Origin of the sequence: Micromonospora arida, assembly GCF_003857035.1 — a bacterium.
In the GTDB taxonomy this organism is placed as follows: Bacteria; Actinomycetota; Actinomycetes; order Mycobacteriales; family Micromonosporaceae; genus Micromonospora; species Micromonospora arida.
Map to the genome: position 1 here is coordinate 1 of NZ_QGSY01000273.1, position 15,122 is coordinate 15,122.

The 15,122-nt window shown below is 70.7% G+C and carries 17 protein-coding genes; 9 read left to right on the top strand and 8 right to left on the bottom strand.

The window, feature by feature from the left end; genetic code table 11:
• The 3 genes from DLJ58_RS27005 to DLJ58_RS27015 form a co-directional block, all read right to left on the bottom strand.
• Nucleotides 1-680: methyltransferase domain-containing protein (locus DLJ58_RS27005; RefSeq protein ID WP_124860480.1), on the bottom strand; the 680-nt coding region annotated here is incomplete at its 3' end.
• Between the two features lie 253 nt (nt 681-933).
• Nucleotides 934-1,242 (bottom strand): hypothetical protein, encoded by a 309-nt coding sequence (locus tag DLJ58_RS27010; RefSeq protein WP_124822832.1) that lies wholly within the window; start codon nt 1,240-1,242, stop codon nt 934-936.
• A 38-nt stretch (nt 1,243-1,280) separates the two neighbouring features.
• Nucleotides 1,281-2,918, bottom strand: a complete 1,638-nt coding sequence (locus DLJ58_RS27015) for an ABC-F family ATP-binding cassette domain-containing protein (protein WP_124860482.1) — start codon at nt 2,916-2,918, stop codon at nt 1,281-1,283.
• 62 nt (nt 2,919-2,980) lie between these two features.
• Here DLJ58_RS27015 and DLJ58_RS27020 point away from each other — a divergent pair, with 62 nt between their 5' ends.
• The 5 genes from DLJ58_RS27020 to DLJ58_RS27040 all read left to right on the top strand — a co-directional run bounded on the left by DLJ58_RS27020 (nt 2,981) and on the right by DLJ58_RS27040 (nt 6,011).
• Entirely contained in the window at nt 2,981-3,751 is a 771-nt protein-coding gene (locus DLJ58_RS27020) for an ROK family protein (RefSeq protein ID WP_124860484.1), read from the top strand.
• Nucleotides 3,752-3,880: 129 nt separating this feature from the next.
• A complete protein-coding gene (locus DLJ58_RS27025) occupies nt 3,881-4,249 on the top strand; it encodes a tetratricopeptide repeat protein (RefSeq protein ID WP_112584722.1) in 369 nt (122 codons plus the stop codon).
• Nucleotides 4,250-4,370: 121 nt separating this feature from the next.
• Nucleotides 4,371-4,625 carry a Smr/MutS family protein gene (locus tag DLJ58_RS27030; RefSeq protein WP_007465523.1) on the top strand — a complete coding sequence of 85 codons (255 nt, stop codon included), beginning with the start codon at nt 4,371-4,373 and terminating at the stop codon, nt 4,623-4,625.
• A gap of 68 nt (nt 4,626-4,693) precedes the next feature.
• Nucleotides 4,694-5,320 (top strand): hypothetical protein, encoded by a 627-nt coding sequence (locus tag DLJ58_RS27035; RefSeq protein WP_124860486.1) that lies wholly within the window; start codon nt 4,694-4,696, stop codon nt 5,318-5,320.
• A gap of 73 nt (nt 5,321-5,393) precedes the next feature.
• Nucleotides 5,394-6,011, top strand: a complete 618-nt coding sequence (locus DLJ58_RS27040) for a DUF2625 family protein (RefSeq protein WP_124860488.1) — start codon at nt 5,394-5,396, stop codon at nt 6,009-6,011.
• Nucleotide 6,012: 1 nt separating this feature from the next.
• Here DLJ58_RS27040 and DLJ58_RS33900 read toward each other — a convergent pair whose 3' ends face one another.
• Both DLJ58_RS33900 and DLJ58_RS27045 read right to left on the bottom strand, forming a co-directional pair.
• The gene (locus DLJ58_RS33900; protein WP_158629631.1) at nt 6,013-6,165 is read right to left on the bottom strand and encodes a hypothetical protein; all 153 of its coding nucleotides are present in this window, start codon (nt 6,163-6,165) and stop codon (nt 6,013-6,015) included.
• 41 nt (nt 6,166-6,206) lie between these two features.
• Nucleotides 6,207-6,764 (bottom strand): DinB family protein, encoded by a 558-nt coding sequence (locus DLJ58_RS27045; protein WP_124860490.1) that lies wholly within the window; start codon nt 6,762-6,764, stop codon nt 6,207-6,209.
• Between the two features lie 115 nt (nt 6,765-6,879).
• Here DLJ58_RS27045 and DLJ58_RS27050 point away from each other — a divergent pair, with 115 nt between their 5' ends.
• The gene (locus DLJ58_RS27050; protein ID WP_124860492.1) at nt 6,880-7,377 is read left to right on the top strand and encodes an NUDIX hydrolase; all 498 of its coding nucleotides are present in this window, start codon (nt 6,880-6,882) and stop codon (nt 7,375-7,377) included.
• A 98-nt stretch (nt 7,378-7,475) separates the two neighbouring features.
• On the opposite strand, the gene DLJ58_RS27055 is transcribed toward DLJ58_RS27050, so the two are convergent.
• The gene (locus DLJ58_RS27055; RefSeq protein WP_124860494.1) at nt 7,476-7,724 is read right to left on the bottom strand and encodes a hypothetical protein; all 249 of its coding nucleotides are present in this window, start codon (nt 7,722-7,724) and stop codon (nt 7,476-7,478) included.
• Between the two features lie 220 nt (nt 7,725-7,944).
• Here DLJ58_RS27055 and DLJ58_RS27060 point away from each other — a divergent pair, with 220 nt between their 5' ends.
• Together DLJ58_RS27060 and DLJ58_RS27065 are read left to right on the top strand one after the other, a co-directional pair.
• Nucleotides 7,945-8,718, top strand: a complete 774-nt coding sequence (locus DLJ58_RS27060; protein ID WP_158629632.1) for a 2OG-Fe(II)-dependent halogenase WelO5 family protein — start codon at nt 7,945-7,947, stop codon at nt 8,716-8,718.
• 16 nt (nt 8,719-8,734) lie between these two features.
• A complete protein-coding gene (locus DLJ58_RS27065; RefSeq protein ID WP_124860498.1) occupies nt 8,735-9,676 on the top strand; it encodes a threonine/serine dehydratase in 942 nt (313 codons plus the stop codon).
• Nucleotides 9,677-9,710: 34 nt separating this feature from the next.
• Here DLJ58_RS27065 and DLJ58_RS27070 read toward each other — a convergent pair whose 3' ends face one another.
• The gene (locus DLJ58_RS27070; RefSeq protein WP_124860500.1) at nt 9,711-11,861 is read right to left on the bottom strand and encodes a tetratricopeptide repeat protein; all 2,151 of its coding nucleotides are present in this window, start codon (nt 11,859-11,861) and stop codon (nt 9,711-9,713) included.
• Between the two features lie 281 nt (nt 11,862-12,142).
• Between DLJ58_RS27070 and DLJ58_RS27075 the strand changes: the two genes are divergently transcribed.
• Complete coding sequence (locus DLJ58_RS27075) at nt 12,143-12,631, top strand: hypothetical protein (RefSeq protein WP_124860502.1); 489 nt, start codon at nt 12,143-12,145, stop codon at nt 12,629-12,631.
• A gap of 53 nt (nt 12,632-12,684) precedes the next feature.
• Here the strand turns inward: DLJ58_RS27075 and DLJ58_RS27080 are convergent, their stop codons facing one another.
• Nucleotides 12,685-15,057, bottom strand: coding sequence for a M28 family peptidase (locus DLJ58_RS27080; protein ID WP_124860504.1), 2,373 nt, complete (start codon nt 15,055-15,057; stop codon nt 12,685-12,687).
• Nucleotides 15,058-15,122: the final 65 nt, after the last annotated feature.

Genomic DNA, 15,122 nt, shown 5'->3' on the forward strand with positions numbered 1-15,122 from the left:
TCCGGGGGGAGGGGCGTCAGGTCGGCGAAGATCGAGGCGCCGTCGCAGCCCGCGTGCAGTGGGTACCAACGCGGCGTGCCCGGTGGCCGCAGCTGGCAGATCCCCTTGAACGTCTGCACGTCCATCAGCCGGACGTGGGTCGGGTCGGCCACCGCGTTCACATGCCCCCACCAGGGGCTCATCACGTGCAGCACCCCACCGGGGCGGAGCACCCGATGACACTCGTCGACCAGTGGCAGGAAGTCGATCAGGTGCTCCAGGATGTGCACCGCGAAGAGGACGTCCACCGAGTTGTCGGCGAGCGGCAGCGAGCCGGAGAGGTCCGCCACGGCGTTCACGCCGGGCGCCGGGTAGATGTCCAGCCCCAGGTTGCTCGACCACTGCTTGGTCGGCCCACAACCGAGGTCCACCACCACGGGCGCCCGCCCGCCGATGCCGACCCGGCACCAGACGCCGTAGACCCCGGCCAGCCGCCCCACCAGGTCCCGCACCAGCCGTAGCTGGGCGGGATCGGCCACGTCGCCGCGCAGATGGGCCACCCCCCGGTCGAACCGCACCTCGACCGCCAGGTCCCGCAACCGATCATCGTGGCGGACCTGGTCCGCCCACGCCTGCGCGAGGAAATCGTCGATCGCCCGCAGCCGGTCGGCCGAGGGCGGAGTCTGTGTCAAAGCGACCATTCGGGCCACCTCCCGCCGCGCGATACCCGTAATCGCGCCCGGTATGCCCCGCTCGTCCGCCTCGTCGCCTGCTCCGGCGCGGCGGGCCATGGGCGTGTCGCAGGATGCGAGGCAGGATCGCAATCGCCGTGATGCCACACAGGCATCAAGATGACTGTGTGGCATCACGCTCGAAGGGAACACCGCCGGCACGGGCCGAGCCGCGAACGGCCGCCAGCCTCGTCGTCGCGGCACCGCGCCGGATCGGGTCGGGTCAGCCCGAGAGGGTACGGCGGCCACCGCGCATCCGCTGACGGGGTGGCGGGTCGGCGGGCTTCGGCCGCTTGAGGTGGTAGCGGTGCAGTTCGTGGTTGCCGGGCAGGGACGGGTCCTCGCTCATCGCGACCAACTCCCAGCCCTGGTCACCGGCCCGGTTCAGGTGGGCCAGCGAGGTGTCGCCGTACGGCGTCACGTCGACCATCGAGCCGTCCGGGCCGTACCAGACGAAGACGACCTCCCAGCCGAGGTCGTTGGTCGCGGCCTGGCGGCGGCGGACCAGCAGGGCGTACTCCCACTTGAGCATGGCGTCATTCTCACCCCGCGCCGACCCGCGGGCACGGATCAATCCTCGGCGATCCGCCCGGCGTCGACCCGCAGTCGCCGGTTGGTCTCGATGGCGGCCAGCATCCGCCGGTCGTGGGTGACCAGCAGCAGCGTTCCGGGATAGCTGGCCAGTGCCGATTCGAGCTGCTCGATGGCGGGCAGGTCCAGGTGGTTGGTGGGCTCGTCCAGCACCAGCAGATTGACCCCACGGCCCTGGAGCAGGGCCAGCGCGGCCCGGGTCCGCTCACCGGGGGAGAGGGTGGCCGCCGGTCGGGGCACGTGCGCCGCCCGCAGTCCGAACTTGGCCAGCAGGGTCCGCGCGTCCGCCGGCGACAGGTGGGGTACGGCCGCCTCGAACGCGTCGATCAGCGGTACGTCGCCGAGGAACAGCCCGCGGGCCTGGTCCACCTCGCCGACCACCACGCCGGGCCCGAGCGAGGCGGTGCCGGCGTCCAGCGGCAGCCGGCCCAGCAGCGCGGCCAACAGGGTGGACTTACCCGAGCCGTTCGCCCCGGTCACCGCGACCCGGTCCGCCCAGTCGATCTGGAGGTCGACCGGGCCGAGGGTGAAGCCACCACGGCGTACCACGGCTCCACGCAGCGTGGCCACGACGGCACCGGCGCGGGGCGCGGCGGCGATCTCCATCCGCAGCTCCCACTCCTTGCGGGGCTCCTCGACCACGTCGAGCCGTTCGATCAGCCGTTCGGTCTGCTTGGCCTTGGCGGCCTGCTTCTCGCTCGACTCGCTGCGGAACTTGCGGCCGATCTTGTCGTTGTCGGTGGCCTTGCGGCGGGCGTTGCGCACGCCCTTCTCCATCCATCCACGCTGGGTGCGTGCCCGAGCCTCCAGTCCGGCCTTGGTGTCGGCGTACTCCTCGAAGTCCGCGCGGGCGTGCCGGCGGGCCACGTCGCGCTCCTCCAGGTAGGCCGCGTACCCGCCGCCGAAGTGATTGACCTGCTGCTGCGGCAGGTCCAGCTCCAGCACCCGGGTCACCGTTCGGGTGAGGAACTCCCGGTCGTGGCTGACCAGCACCGTGCCGGCCCGCAGCCCGGTGACGAACTCCTCCAGCCGCTCCAACCCGGTTAGGTCCAGGTCGTTGGTCGGCTCGTCGAGCAGGAACACGTCGTACCGGCTGAGCAGCAGCGACGCGAGCCCGGCCCGGGCCGCCTGACCGCCGGAGAGCCCGGTCGTCGGGTGGTCCAGGTCGACCGCGAGCCCCAGGTCGGCGCTCACCTGCTCGGCGCGCTCGTCGAGGTCCGCGCCGCCGAGGGCGAGCCAGCGCTCCAGCGCGTCGCCGTACGCGTCGTCGGCGCCCGCCGCACCGGCGGTCAGCGCCTCGGTCGCCACGTCCAACGCCGCCTGCGCGGCGGTCACCCCGGTCCTGCGGGCCAGGAAGTCCCGTACCGTCTCGCCCGGCCGCCGCTCCGGCTCCTGCGGCAGGTGTCCGACGCTCGCGGTGGGCGGGCTGAGCCGCACGCTGCCGGCCTCGACCGGCAACAACCCGGCGAGGGTACGCAGCAGCGTCGACTTGCCGGCCCCGTTCGGCCCGACCAGCCCGACCACGTCGCCGGGGGCGACCACCAGGTCCAATCCGGCGAAGAGCGGGCGGTCGCCGTGTCCGGCGGCCAGGTCCTTGACGATCATCGTGGCGCTCATCAGGACGGCAGCCTATCCGGCCGCCCGCATACGACCGGCCGGCAGCGGGCAGACTCAACGACGTGGTGACCACACTGGCGATCGACTGTGGCGGCGGGGGCATCAAGGCGTCCGTGCTCGACGAGGCGGGAACGATGCGGGCCCGGCCGTTGCGGGTGCCCACCCCGTACCCGTTGCCGCCCGCGCTGTTTGTCCGGACCCTGCTGGATCTCGGCGGGCGCCTGCCAACGGCGGACCGGCTCACGGTCGGCGTACCCGGGATGATCCGGCACGGAGTGGTAGTGAGCACCCCGCACTACGTGACCCGCAGCGGCCCCCGCAGTCGGGTCGATCCCGACCTGCTCGCCGAGTGGTCCGGCTGGGACGCGCGCGGCGCGCTCGCCGACGCGTTCGGGGTGCCGGCGCTGGTGCTCAACGACGCCGAGGTGCACGGGGCCGGCGTCGTCGCCGGCACCGGCTGCGAGCTGGTGCTGACCCTGGGGACGGGGCTGGGCAGCGCGCTCTTCGACGGCGGGGTGCTCGCACCGCACCTGGAGTTGTCGCACGCGCCGGTGCGCTGGGGCACCACCTACGACACGTACGTCGGCGAGCCGGAACGGCGGCGGCTCGGCGACGCCTTCTGGTCCCGCCGGATCCGGCAGGTGGTGGACGGGCTTCGCCCGGTGTTCCGCTGGGACCGGCTCTACCTGGGTGGGGGCAACTCCCGACTGATCCGGCCCGAGCAACTGGCCCGGATGGGCGACGACGTGGTGGTGGTGCCGAACACCGCCGGAATCGTCGGCGGTGTCCGCGCCTGGGAACTTTCCGCCGGACGCCGGAACGCCCGCACCTGACCGTTCGACGCCTTTCAGCGGCCTTCGGCGGCCGGAAGTGACCTGATCTCGACCCCGGGAACAGTCGCCAAACTTCCGGTGTTGTGCCAGCGTCGGAACAGGTGACGGTGCGACCCGAGGAGGTGGCAGATGGATCTTCTGGCGGACTACCGGCGGGCGACCATGTTCTTCGAAACCGGTGACCCCAGTGGGGCAGCCCGACTGCTGGAGCCGATCATCGACGCCGAGCCCGGCAACGCGGCGGTCCGGCAACTGCTGGCCCGGGCGTACTTCCAGTCGGCCCAGCTCAACCGGGCCGAGGAGCATCTGCGCGAGCTGGTCGAGCGGGACCCGAGCGACCACTACGCGCACCACGTGCTCGGTCGGACCCTGGAGCGGCTGAACCGACACACCGACGCGCTGCGGCACCTGCGGATCGCCGCCGCGATGTACGCGGCCAACGACGACTACCGGACCGCGCTGGAGCGGGTGGAGACCCGCCTCGGCGGCAGGCGCTGAGCCTGACCCGGTGACGTGTGCGGGGCGGCCCTTCGGGGCCGCCCCTTCGTCGTCTGGCGGGCGACCTGCCGGACATGCCTAGGATGGCGGACATGGGACCTGACCGGCCGGGGGCTGCGGCATGAAGCTCAAGCTGGACCTGCACGAGATCTTCAACAAGGGCCAGGACATCGACCGGGCGTTGCGCGGGATCATGGACGAGGCGGTGGCGAAGAAGGCCACCCTCGTCGAGATCATCCCCGGCAAGGGGTCCGGCCAGCTCAAGAAGCGGGTGCTGCGGTTCCTCGACCAGAAGGACGTCAAGCAGCTCTACCACCGCGTGGAGAAGGACTCGAAGAATTTCGGCCGCCTCTTCGTCCACTTCCGCTGGAAATAGCGGCGGCTGGCCCTGGAAGTACTCATAGGCCGAGATCAGCAAATCGAGCGTTGTGGGAGGCCACGTAGGTGAGAGGCCTTCAGGAGGCCCTGGACGCCGCCGCAGACGATCCCGCTTCCCCGGCGTGGGATCTCATCTGGCAGGAGTCGTGTCACCAGGGCACCTGCGATCCCGCAAGCGCCGTTCTGCTGCCCTGGTCGGCCCGGACCTGCGCCAACTTCAGTCCTCAAGACCGAGAGCGCGGCGTCGTACTCGCCGGGTTCATCGCCGTGGACGCCGACGACAAGAGTCGCGGCTTGTACGCCGGTGACATCGCCACATTGCGTGCGCTGACCCTTGAGTGCCTGGCATCCGGCGGGTCCAGCGACACGATGTTCGTGTACCTGCAGCAAGCCGTACTCGGCTTCGACGGTGACGAGGTCTGGGGCAAGGAGCTCGATCGCATCAACGACGGAGAGGTCGATGTGCAGTGTCCGGCGTGCGCTGAGGACCTGCTCGTCGACCTACAGTCAGGCGATTCCTCGATCGAGCCCGGGCTTTCCGCGCAGTTGGCCACGCGTCTGCACGCCGAGGCGTTGCGGGTGGGCCATGAGTCGGTTGCGACCTCACTCACCTACTTGTTTGGTCGGATGACCTGTCCCGTATGCGGTGTCACCTTCAACCTTGCGGACGAGGTGACCGGCAGTCCCCGATGAGCGCAGGCCATCCCCGTTAGCCGCCAGGGGCCCTCAGAGTCGTATGGGTTGATCCTCCTGTGAGGCTGAGGGGGTGGAACAGTCTGCGTGGTCTGAGATTTCGGCGCTGGTGGCAGCAGCTCCATATCCGGTGGAGGTTCTGCCGGCCGATCCTCAGCGGGCGGGAGCATGCCTGGCGGCTTTGGACATCACGAGCAGGTCGTGGCTCGGGGCGGTGGTCGCCAACAGCGGCGGCCTGGTGATCGATCACGGTTGGCTTCGGGTGCTAGGCGGTGGTCACGACGGGCTGCCGGATGTGGCGGCCGAGATAGCCCAGGGGGTTGGTCGTCTGATCGTTGCTTTCGACGTGATGGGTGGGCAGTTCGCGTGGTTGCAGGCGGAGCCGGCCGTGAGGCCGACGGTGCATTACTTCGGCCCGGAGGACCTGGCGTGGCAGGACCTTGAGCTTGGGTATGGCGACTGGCTGGAGGCGATGCTCGCCGGCGCACTGGCTGGCTTTTATGAGGGTTTGCGCTGGCCGGGGTGGGAAGCCGAGGTGGCCAACGTTGCTGTGGATCAGGGGATCAGCGCGTGGCCGCCGCCCTGGACCCGGGAGGGCAAGGATCTCTCGGCGGTGTCCCGCAAGCCGATCCCGCTTGCTGAACTCGTTTCGGCTCACCAGGATGCGGCACGTCAGCTCGGCTTTCTCTAGATCATCGCCCTCCGAACGACGGGCCGAACCCGGCCTCATCGCGGCCGGCGAGCCAGGGAGCGTACTGGCCGTCGTCAGCGTCGTCCGATCGATAGTGGTAGGAGAGTGCGTCGTACCCGCGCCGGACCACGTCACGCTCGTCACTCCTGCTCATTCCGGGAACGCTACGAGGCTCGGTGCCGCTTGCCGATCCATTCATCTCGGTACGGCTGAGTCCTGCCAGCGGTAGAGGTCGCGCAGTAGGGAGATCTCGGCGCCGTGATGGATCAGCTCCCTGTTGACGTGCAGGACGATGCCCTCCATGGGGAACCGCTCGGAACCCACAGTGGGTGGATTTTCCAGATCAACGTCCGAGAGTTCGCGGACCCCCGCGTTCCACGTCCCATACATCTCATCGAGCTGTTTCAGTGCCTCGTCGGCGGTTCCCGCGTAGGCGAATGTCTGGGAGTCGATGTCCTGGCCGCCGAAGTGCCATCCGACCCGATAGCCCAGGCAGGAAACGATGATGTGTGCCAGCCGCCAGGCAATCGTGGTCACCGGCGCCGGCGCCGGGTCAGGGGACGCGGAGTCCATCGTCCATTCCCCCGAACCCGCCGACATCGGTGCGGCCGACGTGCCACGTGGGCGGATGCTCCAGCAGCCACGCACCGGCTCCCAGAAGTACTCCTCATCGGCAAGACCGTGCAGCCGCGGACGCAGGTTCTTGTGCCAGTGCCGGTCCAGCTGGTCCGCGAGGCGTTCGCTCCTTGTCATTCCCGCACGCTACATACAGCGGAGGACCGCGGTGACCCGCAGGAGCGGTCAGCGTGCGGAGGTGCACCACGACTCGCGGGCGTCGACGGTGATCGTTGACCCGTAGGGTGTCCTGATGTCGACGGTTAATCTGCGGCTATCGGCGCGTGCGGTCGTCGTCGATGAGGACGACCGTGTTCTGTTGCTACGACTCGCCATTCCCGATCCGGCTGGCACGATCGTTGTGTGGATCACTCCCGGGGGTGGCCTCGAAGACGGCGAGACACCGCTGGCAGCCCTACGGCGAGAGCTTCGCGAAGAGGTCGGTCTTGCTCTCGATGTCGACCCACCAAAGGTCTGGCGCCAGGAGATAGTCGCCCCCGGGCACGCGCCCGGCCACGATGGCGTCGTGAACGACTACTTCCTCGTTCGGACCGCGTCGTTCACGCCCCGCGGTTCGATGAGCGATGAGGAACTCGCCGCCGAGCACGTCCTCGGCTGGCGTTGGTGGTCGCTCTCAGAGATCAGGGAGTACGTCGGCCCGGAACTGTTCTCGCCCCGCGACCTCGCCACGCCGTTGGCCGCATTGATCGCTGACGGAGTGCCAACCCAACCCGTCGCGCTCGCCCTTTGAACATTTTCATGATCATGTGCTGGAAAGTAGGTCCGGGGACCGCTCCCAACCTACTTTTCATCACTTGATCATTAAGGGTGCGCCGGAGGGGGCCAGGGTCAGCCCGCGAGGGCGTCGGCGCGGATGCCGTGGCCGGCGGGGCGTCGGGACCAGCACTGTGGGCGTTGCCGGACGGAGAGCTCCAAGGCCTGATGGTCGGACTCGATCATTTCCCGGGCTATTCGACGCGCCATTTCCAGGCGGTCGACGTGCATGTCAAGATCCGTCGGGCCGGCGCCTGCCATCTCGAACTCCTTGTCAGCGTTCGAACTAGTCGCATCATGCGTCACGCCGAGAATCGTCACCATTCCCTGATCGGTGGAAAGGTTCCGCCGTACGGTTCGGTGTCGCGTACCCCGGTTGCGCCGATGGTAGCGGTGGCCGTCCCAACTTGCCCGGAACTGTGGATACCTCGCCTTGCCTGCGGTTTGTACATTGCACGGTGCGCGGATCGGGGGCGCGACAAGTCCGGTGAGGGATCTTCGTTACGGGAGGACCGCCGTGCAGCATTGGAGCAGGACCGATCCCTTGTTCGTCGCCGTCGAATCAGAATCGATCACCCGAGCGGACGTCGCCGGGCTCATCGCGGGGCGGCTGGCCGCCGTCCGGGTGCCGGGGTTGCTCTCCGCGGCCCGCTGCCAGGCGATCACCGCCGCCCTCGCCAACGCGCCGATGGACCGCTACGACGAGAGCCGGGTCTTTCCCGTCGTCGCCAAGTTCGGCCCGGCCATCAACGATCATCGGTCCGCCGGTGAACTCCGCGAGGACTACTGGGACGCGGCCGGCGCGGCCGAGAAGAGCTGGTCCACGCTGGGCCTGTCGGACTCACCCCGGGACCTGTGCCTGGCCGCGTTCCGCGGTGCCTGGCCCGATGTGGCACCCGGGCGGCGGCAGGGTCGGGAGATGCACGTCGGCGTCGTCCGCGAGATCAACGCGGGGCTCCAGGTGCACTTCGACGACGCGGTACGGGAGTACGCGGGCCGGCTGCTCGACGGCGAGGTGGTGGCCCAGTTGGCGTTCAACATCTACATCCTGGTGCCACCGGCCGGCGGTGAGACCGTGCTGTGGCGGCGGCGCTGGCAGCCGGACGACGAGCCGCTGCGGATCCCCGGCGGGTACGGCTTCGAGGAGGCGGTGGCCGCCGGCACGCAGTCGTTGACGTTGCGCCCCACGCTCGGGGAGGGCTTTCTGTTCGATCCGCGGCACTATCACACGGTGCGTCAGGCGTCGGATGGTCGACGGATCTCCATAGGATGTTTTGTCGGGCTCACCGACGATGGCCGACTGGCCCTCTGGTCGTAGTGAAGGGCGTTTCCCCATGGTGGACAGAAGCGACGTCGAGGCGGCTGCGGCACTCGTCGAGGGGCGGGTCCGGGAAACCCCGGTCATCGCCGTCGACGGTGCCGACCTGGGTGTGCCCGGGCAGCTCAGCCTCAAGTTGGAGCTGCACCAGCACACCGGCTCGTTCAAGCCGCGCGGCGCGTTCAACCGGATGCTCCAAGGGGCGTTGCCGTCGGCCGGGGTGATCGCCGCGTCGGGTGGCAACCATGGCCTCGCGGTCGCGTACGCGGCCCGGTCGTTGGGGGTGCCGGCGGAGGTCTTCGTGCCGGTCACCGCCTCGCCGGTGAAGGTGCAGCGGTTGGCCGGGTTGGGCGCCCAGGTGCGCCAGGTCGGCCAGCACTACGCCGAGGCCCTGGCCGCGAGCACCCAGCGGGCCGCAGAGACCGGCGCGCTGGTCGTGCACGCGTACGACCAGCCGGAGGTGGTGGCCGGTCAGGGCACCGTCGGCCGGGAGCTGGAGCGGCAGGTGGACGCGATCGACACCGTGCTGGTGGCGGTCGGCGGCGGCGGGTTGGTGTCCGGCATCGCCAGTTGGTTCGGTGGGTCGGTACGCGTCGTGGCGGTCGAACCCGAGCAGATCCCCACCCTGCATTCGGCCTTGAAGGCGGGCCGGCCGGTCGACATCGAGGTGAGTGGCATCGCCACCGATTCGCTGGGTGCCCGGCGGATCGGTGAGATCGCCTTCGACACCGCCCGCCGGACCGAGGTGGTGTCCGTGTTGGTCCGCGACGAGGACCTGGTGCGGGCGCGCCGGTTGCTCTGGTCGGAGCTGCGGGTCGCGGCCGAGTTGGGTGGCGCGGCGGCGCTGGCCGCGCTGGTCGGCGGCGCGTACGTGCCGCAGCCGGGGGAGCGGGTAGCCGTGATCATCTGCGGTGGCAACACCGACCCGAGTGACCTGGGCCCGGCCGCGCCGCACTGATCAGCCGCACCGCCGGCCGCGTCGGACTGACCGTTCAGTCGCCGTTTCGCAGCCGGCGCAGCGCGTGCTCCACCTGGAGGGTGTCCAGGTGGGTGTCGCCGAGGAGTCGCCGGCGGTCGGCCAGCAACTGCTCGTACACCTCGATCGCCGCGTCGACCTGCTCCTCGAGCAGCAGCAGCAGGCCCAGGGTGGACCGGATGGCGAGCACCTCGCTGCGGTCGGCGTGCCGGGGTTCCACGGTGGCCAGGGTGGCCCGCAGTTCGGCCTCCGCCTCGGCGAGCCGGCCCTGCGCCTGCATGCAGCGGGCCAGCGTGTGCCGAGCCTGCCAGGTCTCCGGTTGGTTGAGCGGCCACAACCGGTAGCGGACCTCCAGGATGGCGTGCAGCATCTCCTCGGCCTCGGGCGCCCTTTGCTGGGCCAGCACCGCCAGCGCCAGGCTGTGCCGCACGATCATGGTGTCCCAGTGTTCCGGGCCGCGTACCTGGTCCTCGGCGGCGACGATCTGCCGCAGCTCCAACTCGGCCTCGGGCCACTGCCGCTGCGCCATGATCGCCTTGGTGAGCTTGTGGCGGCTGGCGAGGGTGTCGGCATCGTCGCTGCCCAGCACCCTGGTGCGGTCCGCAATCACCTCACGGAGCACCCGGTCGGCCATCTCCGGCTGGTTGCGCTCCAACCAGGTGCGCCCCAGCTCGTGACGCAGCGCCAGCACCTGCGGTCGGTCCAGGTCGTGGTCGTACGCGGCGCAACCGCGCACGATCGGGTCGAGGATGTCGAAGGCCGAGCCGGGTAGGCCGACCGCGATGAGGTAGCGGGCGGTGAGTCGGGTCAGCTCCAGCGCGCGGCGTACCGTCTCGGGGTCGTGCTTGTGTTTCTGCGGCACGAGGTATTCCCGCACGGCCTCGACCAGGTGCGGCACCAGCACGTCCCAGTTGGTCCAGGCTGCGGAGTCGTCCGGGTTCTGCCCCTCGGTGGCGGCGAGCAGCAGCTTCATGACCAGCCCGTGGTATTCGGCGATCTGCTCACGCACCTCGTCGCGGTCGCGGAACATCGCGTGCACCAGTGGGTGCAGCGAGAGCACGTGCGCGAACGCCGGGTCGGTGACCTCCTCCTGGACGTCGAAGTCGACCAGGGCCAGGTTGCCGATGCCCTCCAGTACCTTTACCCGCTGCCGGCTGGTGAGTCCCTTGAAGAGTGGCGACTCGGCCAGGATGGCCGGCTTGAGCACCACCTCGTAGGGCACCGGGGAGACGCTCAGGCAGGCCAGCACGTTGAGCAGTGGCCGGCTCTGTTGGAGCTGGCGGCGGGCCAGCAGGTCCAGTGAGATGTCGTCGACCTCGCGGACGATCTCCAGGCCGAGGGACTCGTCGAGGTCCACGTCGGCGGCGTCGTGCGGTGATCGGAACCGACGCTGCACCGCCGTCCGGTAGTCGGCGAAGGTGGTGATGGTGGACGAGCCGCGCCAGACCGGGCTGGCGTTGACCGACCGCAGGTAGTTACCGGCGGCGCGCAGGGCGAGGGGCAGCCCGCCCAACTCGCGGGCGAGCTCCCGGGCGTCGGCCAGGCCGCCGGCCTGGACGCCGGCCCGGTCAATCAGCACCTGCGCGCCGGCGTCGGCGTCAAGTGGACGCACCTGGTGCAGCCTCGACCAGGTGCCCCAGGTGGCCCGGTTGCCGTCCCGGCTGGTCACGATGACCATGCCGTCGTCGGCTTCCGGGCTGCGCAGCCAGCCGGTGCCGTCGGCGAGCACTCCGTCGGTGGGGCCGAGGCTGGCGGGCTCGTCCGCACTGTCGAAGATCAACAACCAGGGTTGCGCGGCCTGGTTGAGGTAGCGCCACACCAGGTCGGTGGCGCTGATCATCCCGGCCCACGCCTGGTCGACCTGGGTCTCCGACGCACCCAACTGGCTGACCACCTCTCGCATCCCGGAGTTGAGCCGCCCGGCCTGCACCCACCAGACCGTCCGGCCGTCAGCCCGGGCCCGGCGGGCGATCTCCAGCGCGACGTGGCTCTTGCCGGAGCCGCCCATGCCGCACAGGATGTGCACCGAGGGCCGGCCCCCGGCAGTTTCCCCCGGCTGGACGATCTCGTCGATCAGGTCGTCGCGCCCGTGCAGCGGGCTGTCCAGTCGCCCGAGCGGTGGGTCGACGGAGACACGACTCGGCCGGTCGTAGGCAGGCAGAGGCACGCCGGCATCCTCGGGTGGAACGTCCGCAGTCAATGCGGTCCCCCTTCGGTGGCGAATTCACAATGGGACGGCGGCGAAAGATCCTGTCCATCTGATGGACAGTCGGAGGGATTGCCACCCGCACCATGTCGACCGCAAGCGTATCCATCCCCGTACCGGGTTGCACACTCTCCGTTTAGGCCGCCCGGCTGACCAAAATCAGTGCCGGAATTCCCAATTCGCTGCTGATTCCGGCCAATCCGCCGTGCGCGGCACTCGACACGGGGATCCACGATGGACCTATGAACTGGTCACCAATCCAGGACGTCGTCGACTGGGGTTCCGTGCCGGACTGGTTCGGCGCGGTCGGCTCAATAGCCAGCGTGCTCTTCGTCTACCTCGGATTGCGGCGGGAAATCCGCGCCCGTCGCAACGACGATCTACGGGTCCGGGCCACCCAGGCTCGGCTGGTCTCGGCGGTGGCCGAGATTCGCGGCACCTCGGTGCTGCGGGTCGCAGTGGCCAACGAGAGCGACGCCCCGGTGCTCGACGTGGTAGTGCTGGCTCGACTCGCCCCGCCCGACGACCCGGACGCCCCGCCTGTCGGGCTGGCCCCGGCGAAACAGGTCCGGCGGATCCCCGGCCGCGACGTGCACGACCTCTTCGTCACCGTCGCGGCGGAGCACCGGCTCCGCCCGGCCGACAGCGTTCTGGTGGACCTCACCTTCACCGACCACGACGGCAATCGCTGGCATCGATTCGGTTCCGGCCAACCCGAACCGGTGGGCTGACCGGGAAGGGTGGTCCGGCGGAAGAACGCTCCCGCCGGACCACCCTTCTCACCTCAGAGGGGATAGGTGCGAGCCACCGCCAGCATCTCCGAGCTGTGCGATCCGACGACGCCGACAGCCGGCGGCCGGGGGCGGAAGCCGGGCAGCGCGTCCAGCCCGTCACTGGCGTCCATGGCCCGCAGCGCCACCTGCCCGGCGATCGGCCGCACTGTCAACGTGACCTCGATGCCCTCGGCCGGCGGGGCGTGGAACACCAGCCCGAAGCCCCACTTGCCGTCCCGGGGCTCCACCGGCACCGACCGCCCCGCCACCTCGGCGCGCAGCACCGTGGCGGTCGACGTGTCGACGTGCAGTGTGGCGATCCGGGCGACCCGCTGCGGGGTGAGCCGCAGCCGCAGTGTGCGTTCGCCGCCCGCCGTGGCGTCGGCCACCACCTCAAGCTTCGGTGCCGGCAGGTTCGCCGCCTGCGCGGGGCCGGCCCGCAACTCAGCGTCCCCGAGCCCGGGGAAGTCGTCGCCGACGTCGGTGACCCCGTCCACGTAACCGTCGGTCCACGGCTGCGGGTCGCTCTCGTGGCTGAGCCAACGGGCCTGGCCGGTACCGGCGTCCATGGCGTACATCAGGTGGGTCGGCACCGGGTGGGCGGCGTCGAAGCGGTCGACACCCAGGCCGACTCCGGCGAGCACCACTGCCGCCACGGCGGTGGCGCCGGCCGGCAGCACCGCGAGCCGCCGGGCCCGCAGCGCGAGCAGACCACGCTGGCCGCCGGCCTGCGGGTGCAGCAGGTCGACCACCGGCAGGGCGACCAGGCCGAGCAGCACCGCTACCAGCGCGGCCACCCCGCCCATGGCCATCCCCAGCGCGGGGAAGAGCAGCACCACGGTGGGCAGCAGGATGACCACACCCACGGCCGCGGCGGCCGTCACCGCCACCACCGGCCACGGTCCGGTCTGCCGGGTACGCAGCGCGACCAGCCCGCCGAGGGCACCGGCCAGCGCCGGCAGTGTGGTGAGGTACGCCCCACCCGGCACCGCCACGGCGAGCAGCACCCCGAGCAGGGCCAGCCAGGCCAGCCCGCCGACGGCGAGCGCGGCCGGGCCGATCCGGCGGCGGGTCAGCGCGTACCAGGTGAACAGGATGGCGGTGGCGAGCGCCAGGACGGCCAGCCGGTACCAGATCGGCCGGTACGGGTCGAGCAGCTCCGCGTACCCCGGTCGGATCGTGGTGATGGCCAGCCAGAGCAGTTGGGCGGCGACCGGCGCGGCGACGATCGGCACCAGGGCCAGCGCGAAGCCGGCGGCCAGCCGGCCGGTGCTGGCCCGGCCGCTCCGGCGGGTCAGCCAGCCCAGGGCGGCAACCAGGGCCACCGCGAGCAGGGCCAGCGGCAGGGTGAGCCAGCCCGGGTAGCGGACCAGCCCGCCGGGGACGGGGAAGTAGGTGGCGTCGTGCCCGGAGCGCAGGTCGGTCAGGTCGGTGCCACCGAACTCCCGGGCCAGGCCCAACGCGTTGTCTCCGTGCTGCTGGAGGCTGCCCCGGTCCATGGCGGCCGGGGTGTCCAGCGGCGTGTGGTAGATCGCGCCCCCGTCGATGTACGCCGAGTTCAGCCCGACGAACTTCTGGTCGAGGAAGGCGGTGAAATCGGTGTCGTTGGGCAGCGCGCGGTAGATCTCCACCGCGAACGAGGTGCCGACCGGGTGTGGGGCGGCCCGGCCGAAGATGTCCACCAGCTTCGCGTTGTTCCGGGACGTCTCAAACATGATCACCGGCCCGGTGGAGCCCCGCGCCTCCAGGTTGAGCACCACACCGCCGTCGGCGGCCAGCGGATGGCTGGCGGCGAACGCAGCGGCGCCGCAGAGGCACGCCTCCTCGGCGTCGGTCAGCACGAAGACGATGTCGTTGCGCGGCCGGGGGCCGGTGCTCAGCGCGCGGGCCACCTCCAGGATGGTCGACGTGCCGGCCGCGTCGTCGTTGCCACCCGGCCCGGTCTGTACCGAGTCGTAGTGGGAGACCAGGAAGACCCGACCCGTCGAGTCGGTGCCGGGCAGCCGGGCCACCACGTTTCGGACCCGGGCCACTGTCGCCCCGCCCGCCGCCCCGCTGAGCTGACCGGCCTCCGGTGCCACCGTGTCCTGCACCTCGGTCTCCAGGCCCAGCCCCCGCAACTGCTGCTCCAGGTGCGCGCGGACCTGTTCGTTGGCCGGGCTGCCGGCGACGTGCGACCGGGCGGCGATCACCTGGACGTCCTCGTACGCGCGGCCGGCGCTGAACGCGTCGGCTGGCGCGTCGGCCGGCTTCGGGGCCGGGGTGCGCAGGTCGAGCAGACTGCCGGCGCCGACCGCGGTCAGCGCGACCAGCGCCGCCGCGGCGGCCACGAGCCGCCGACGCGGCCGGGTCAGCGCACGGCCGGCAGGGTGTACGCCCGGAATCGGACGGGGCGGCGTGCCCGTCGTGGCCGGGGTGGTGGGTGCGCCCACGGAAACTCCTCGGGGGG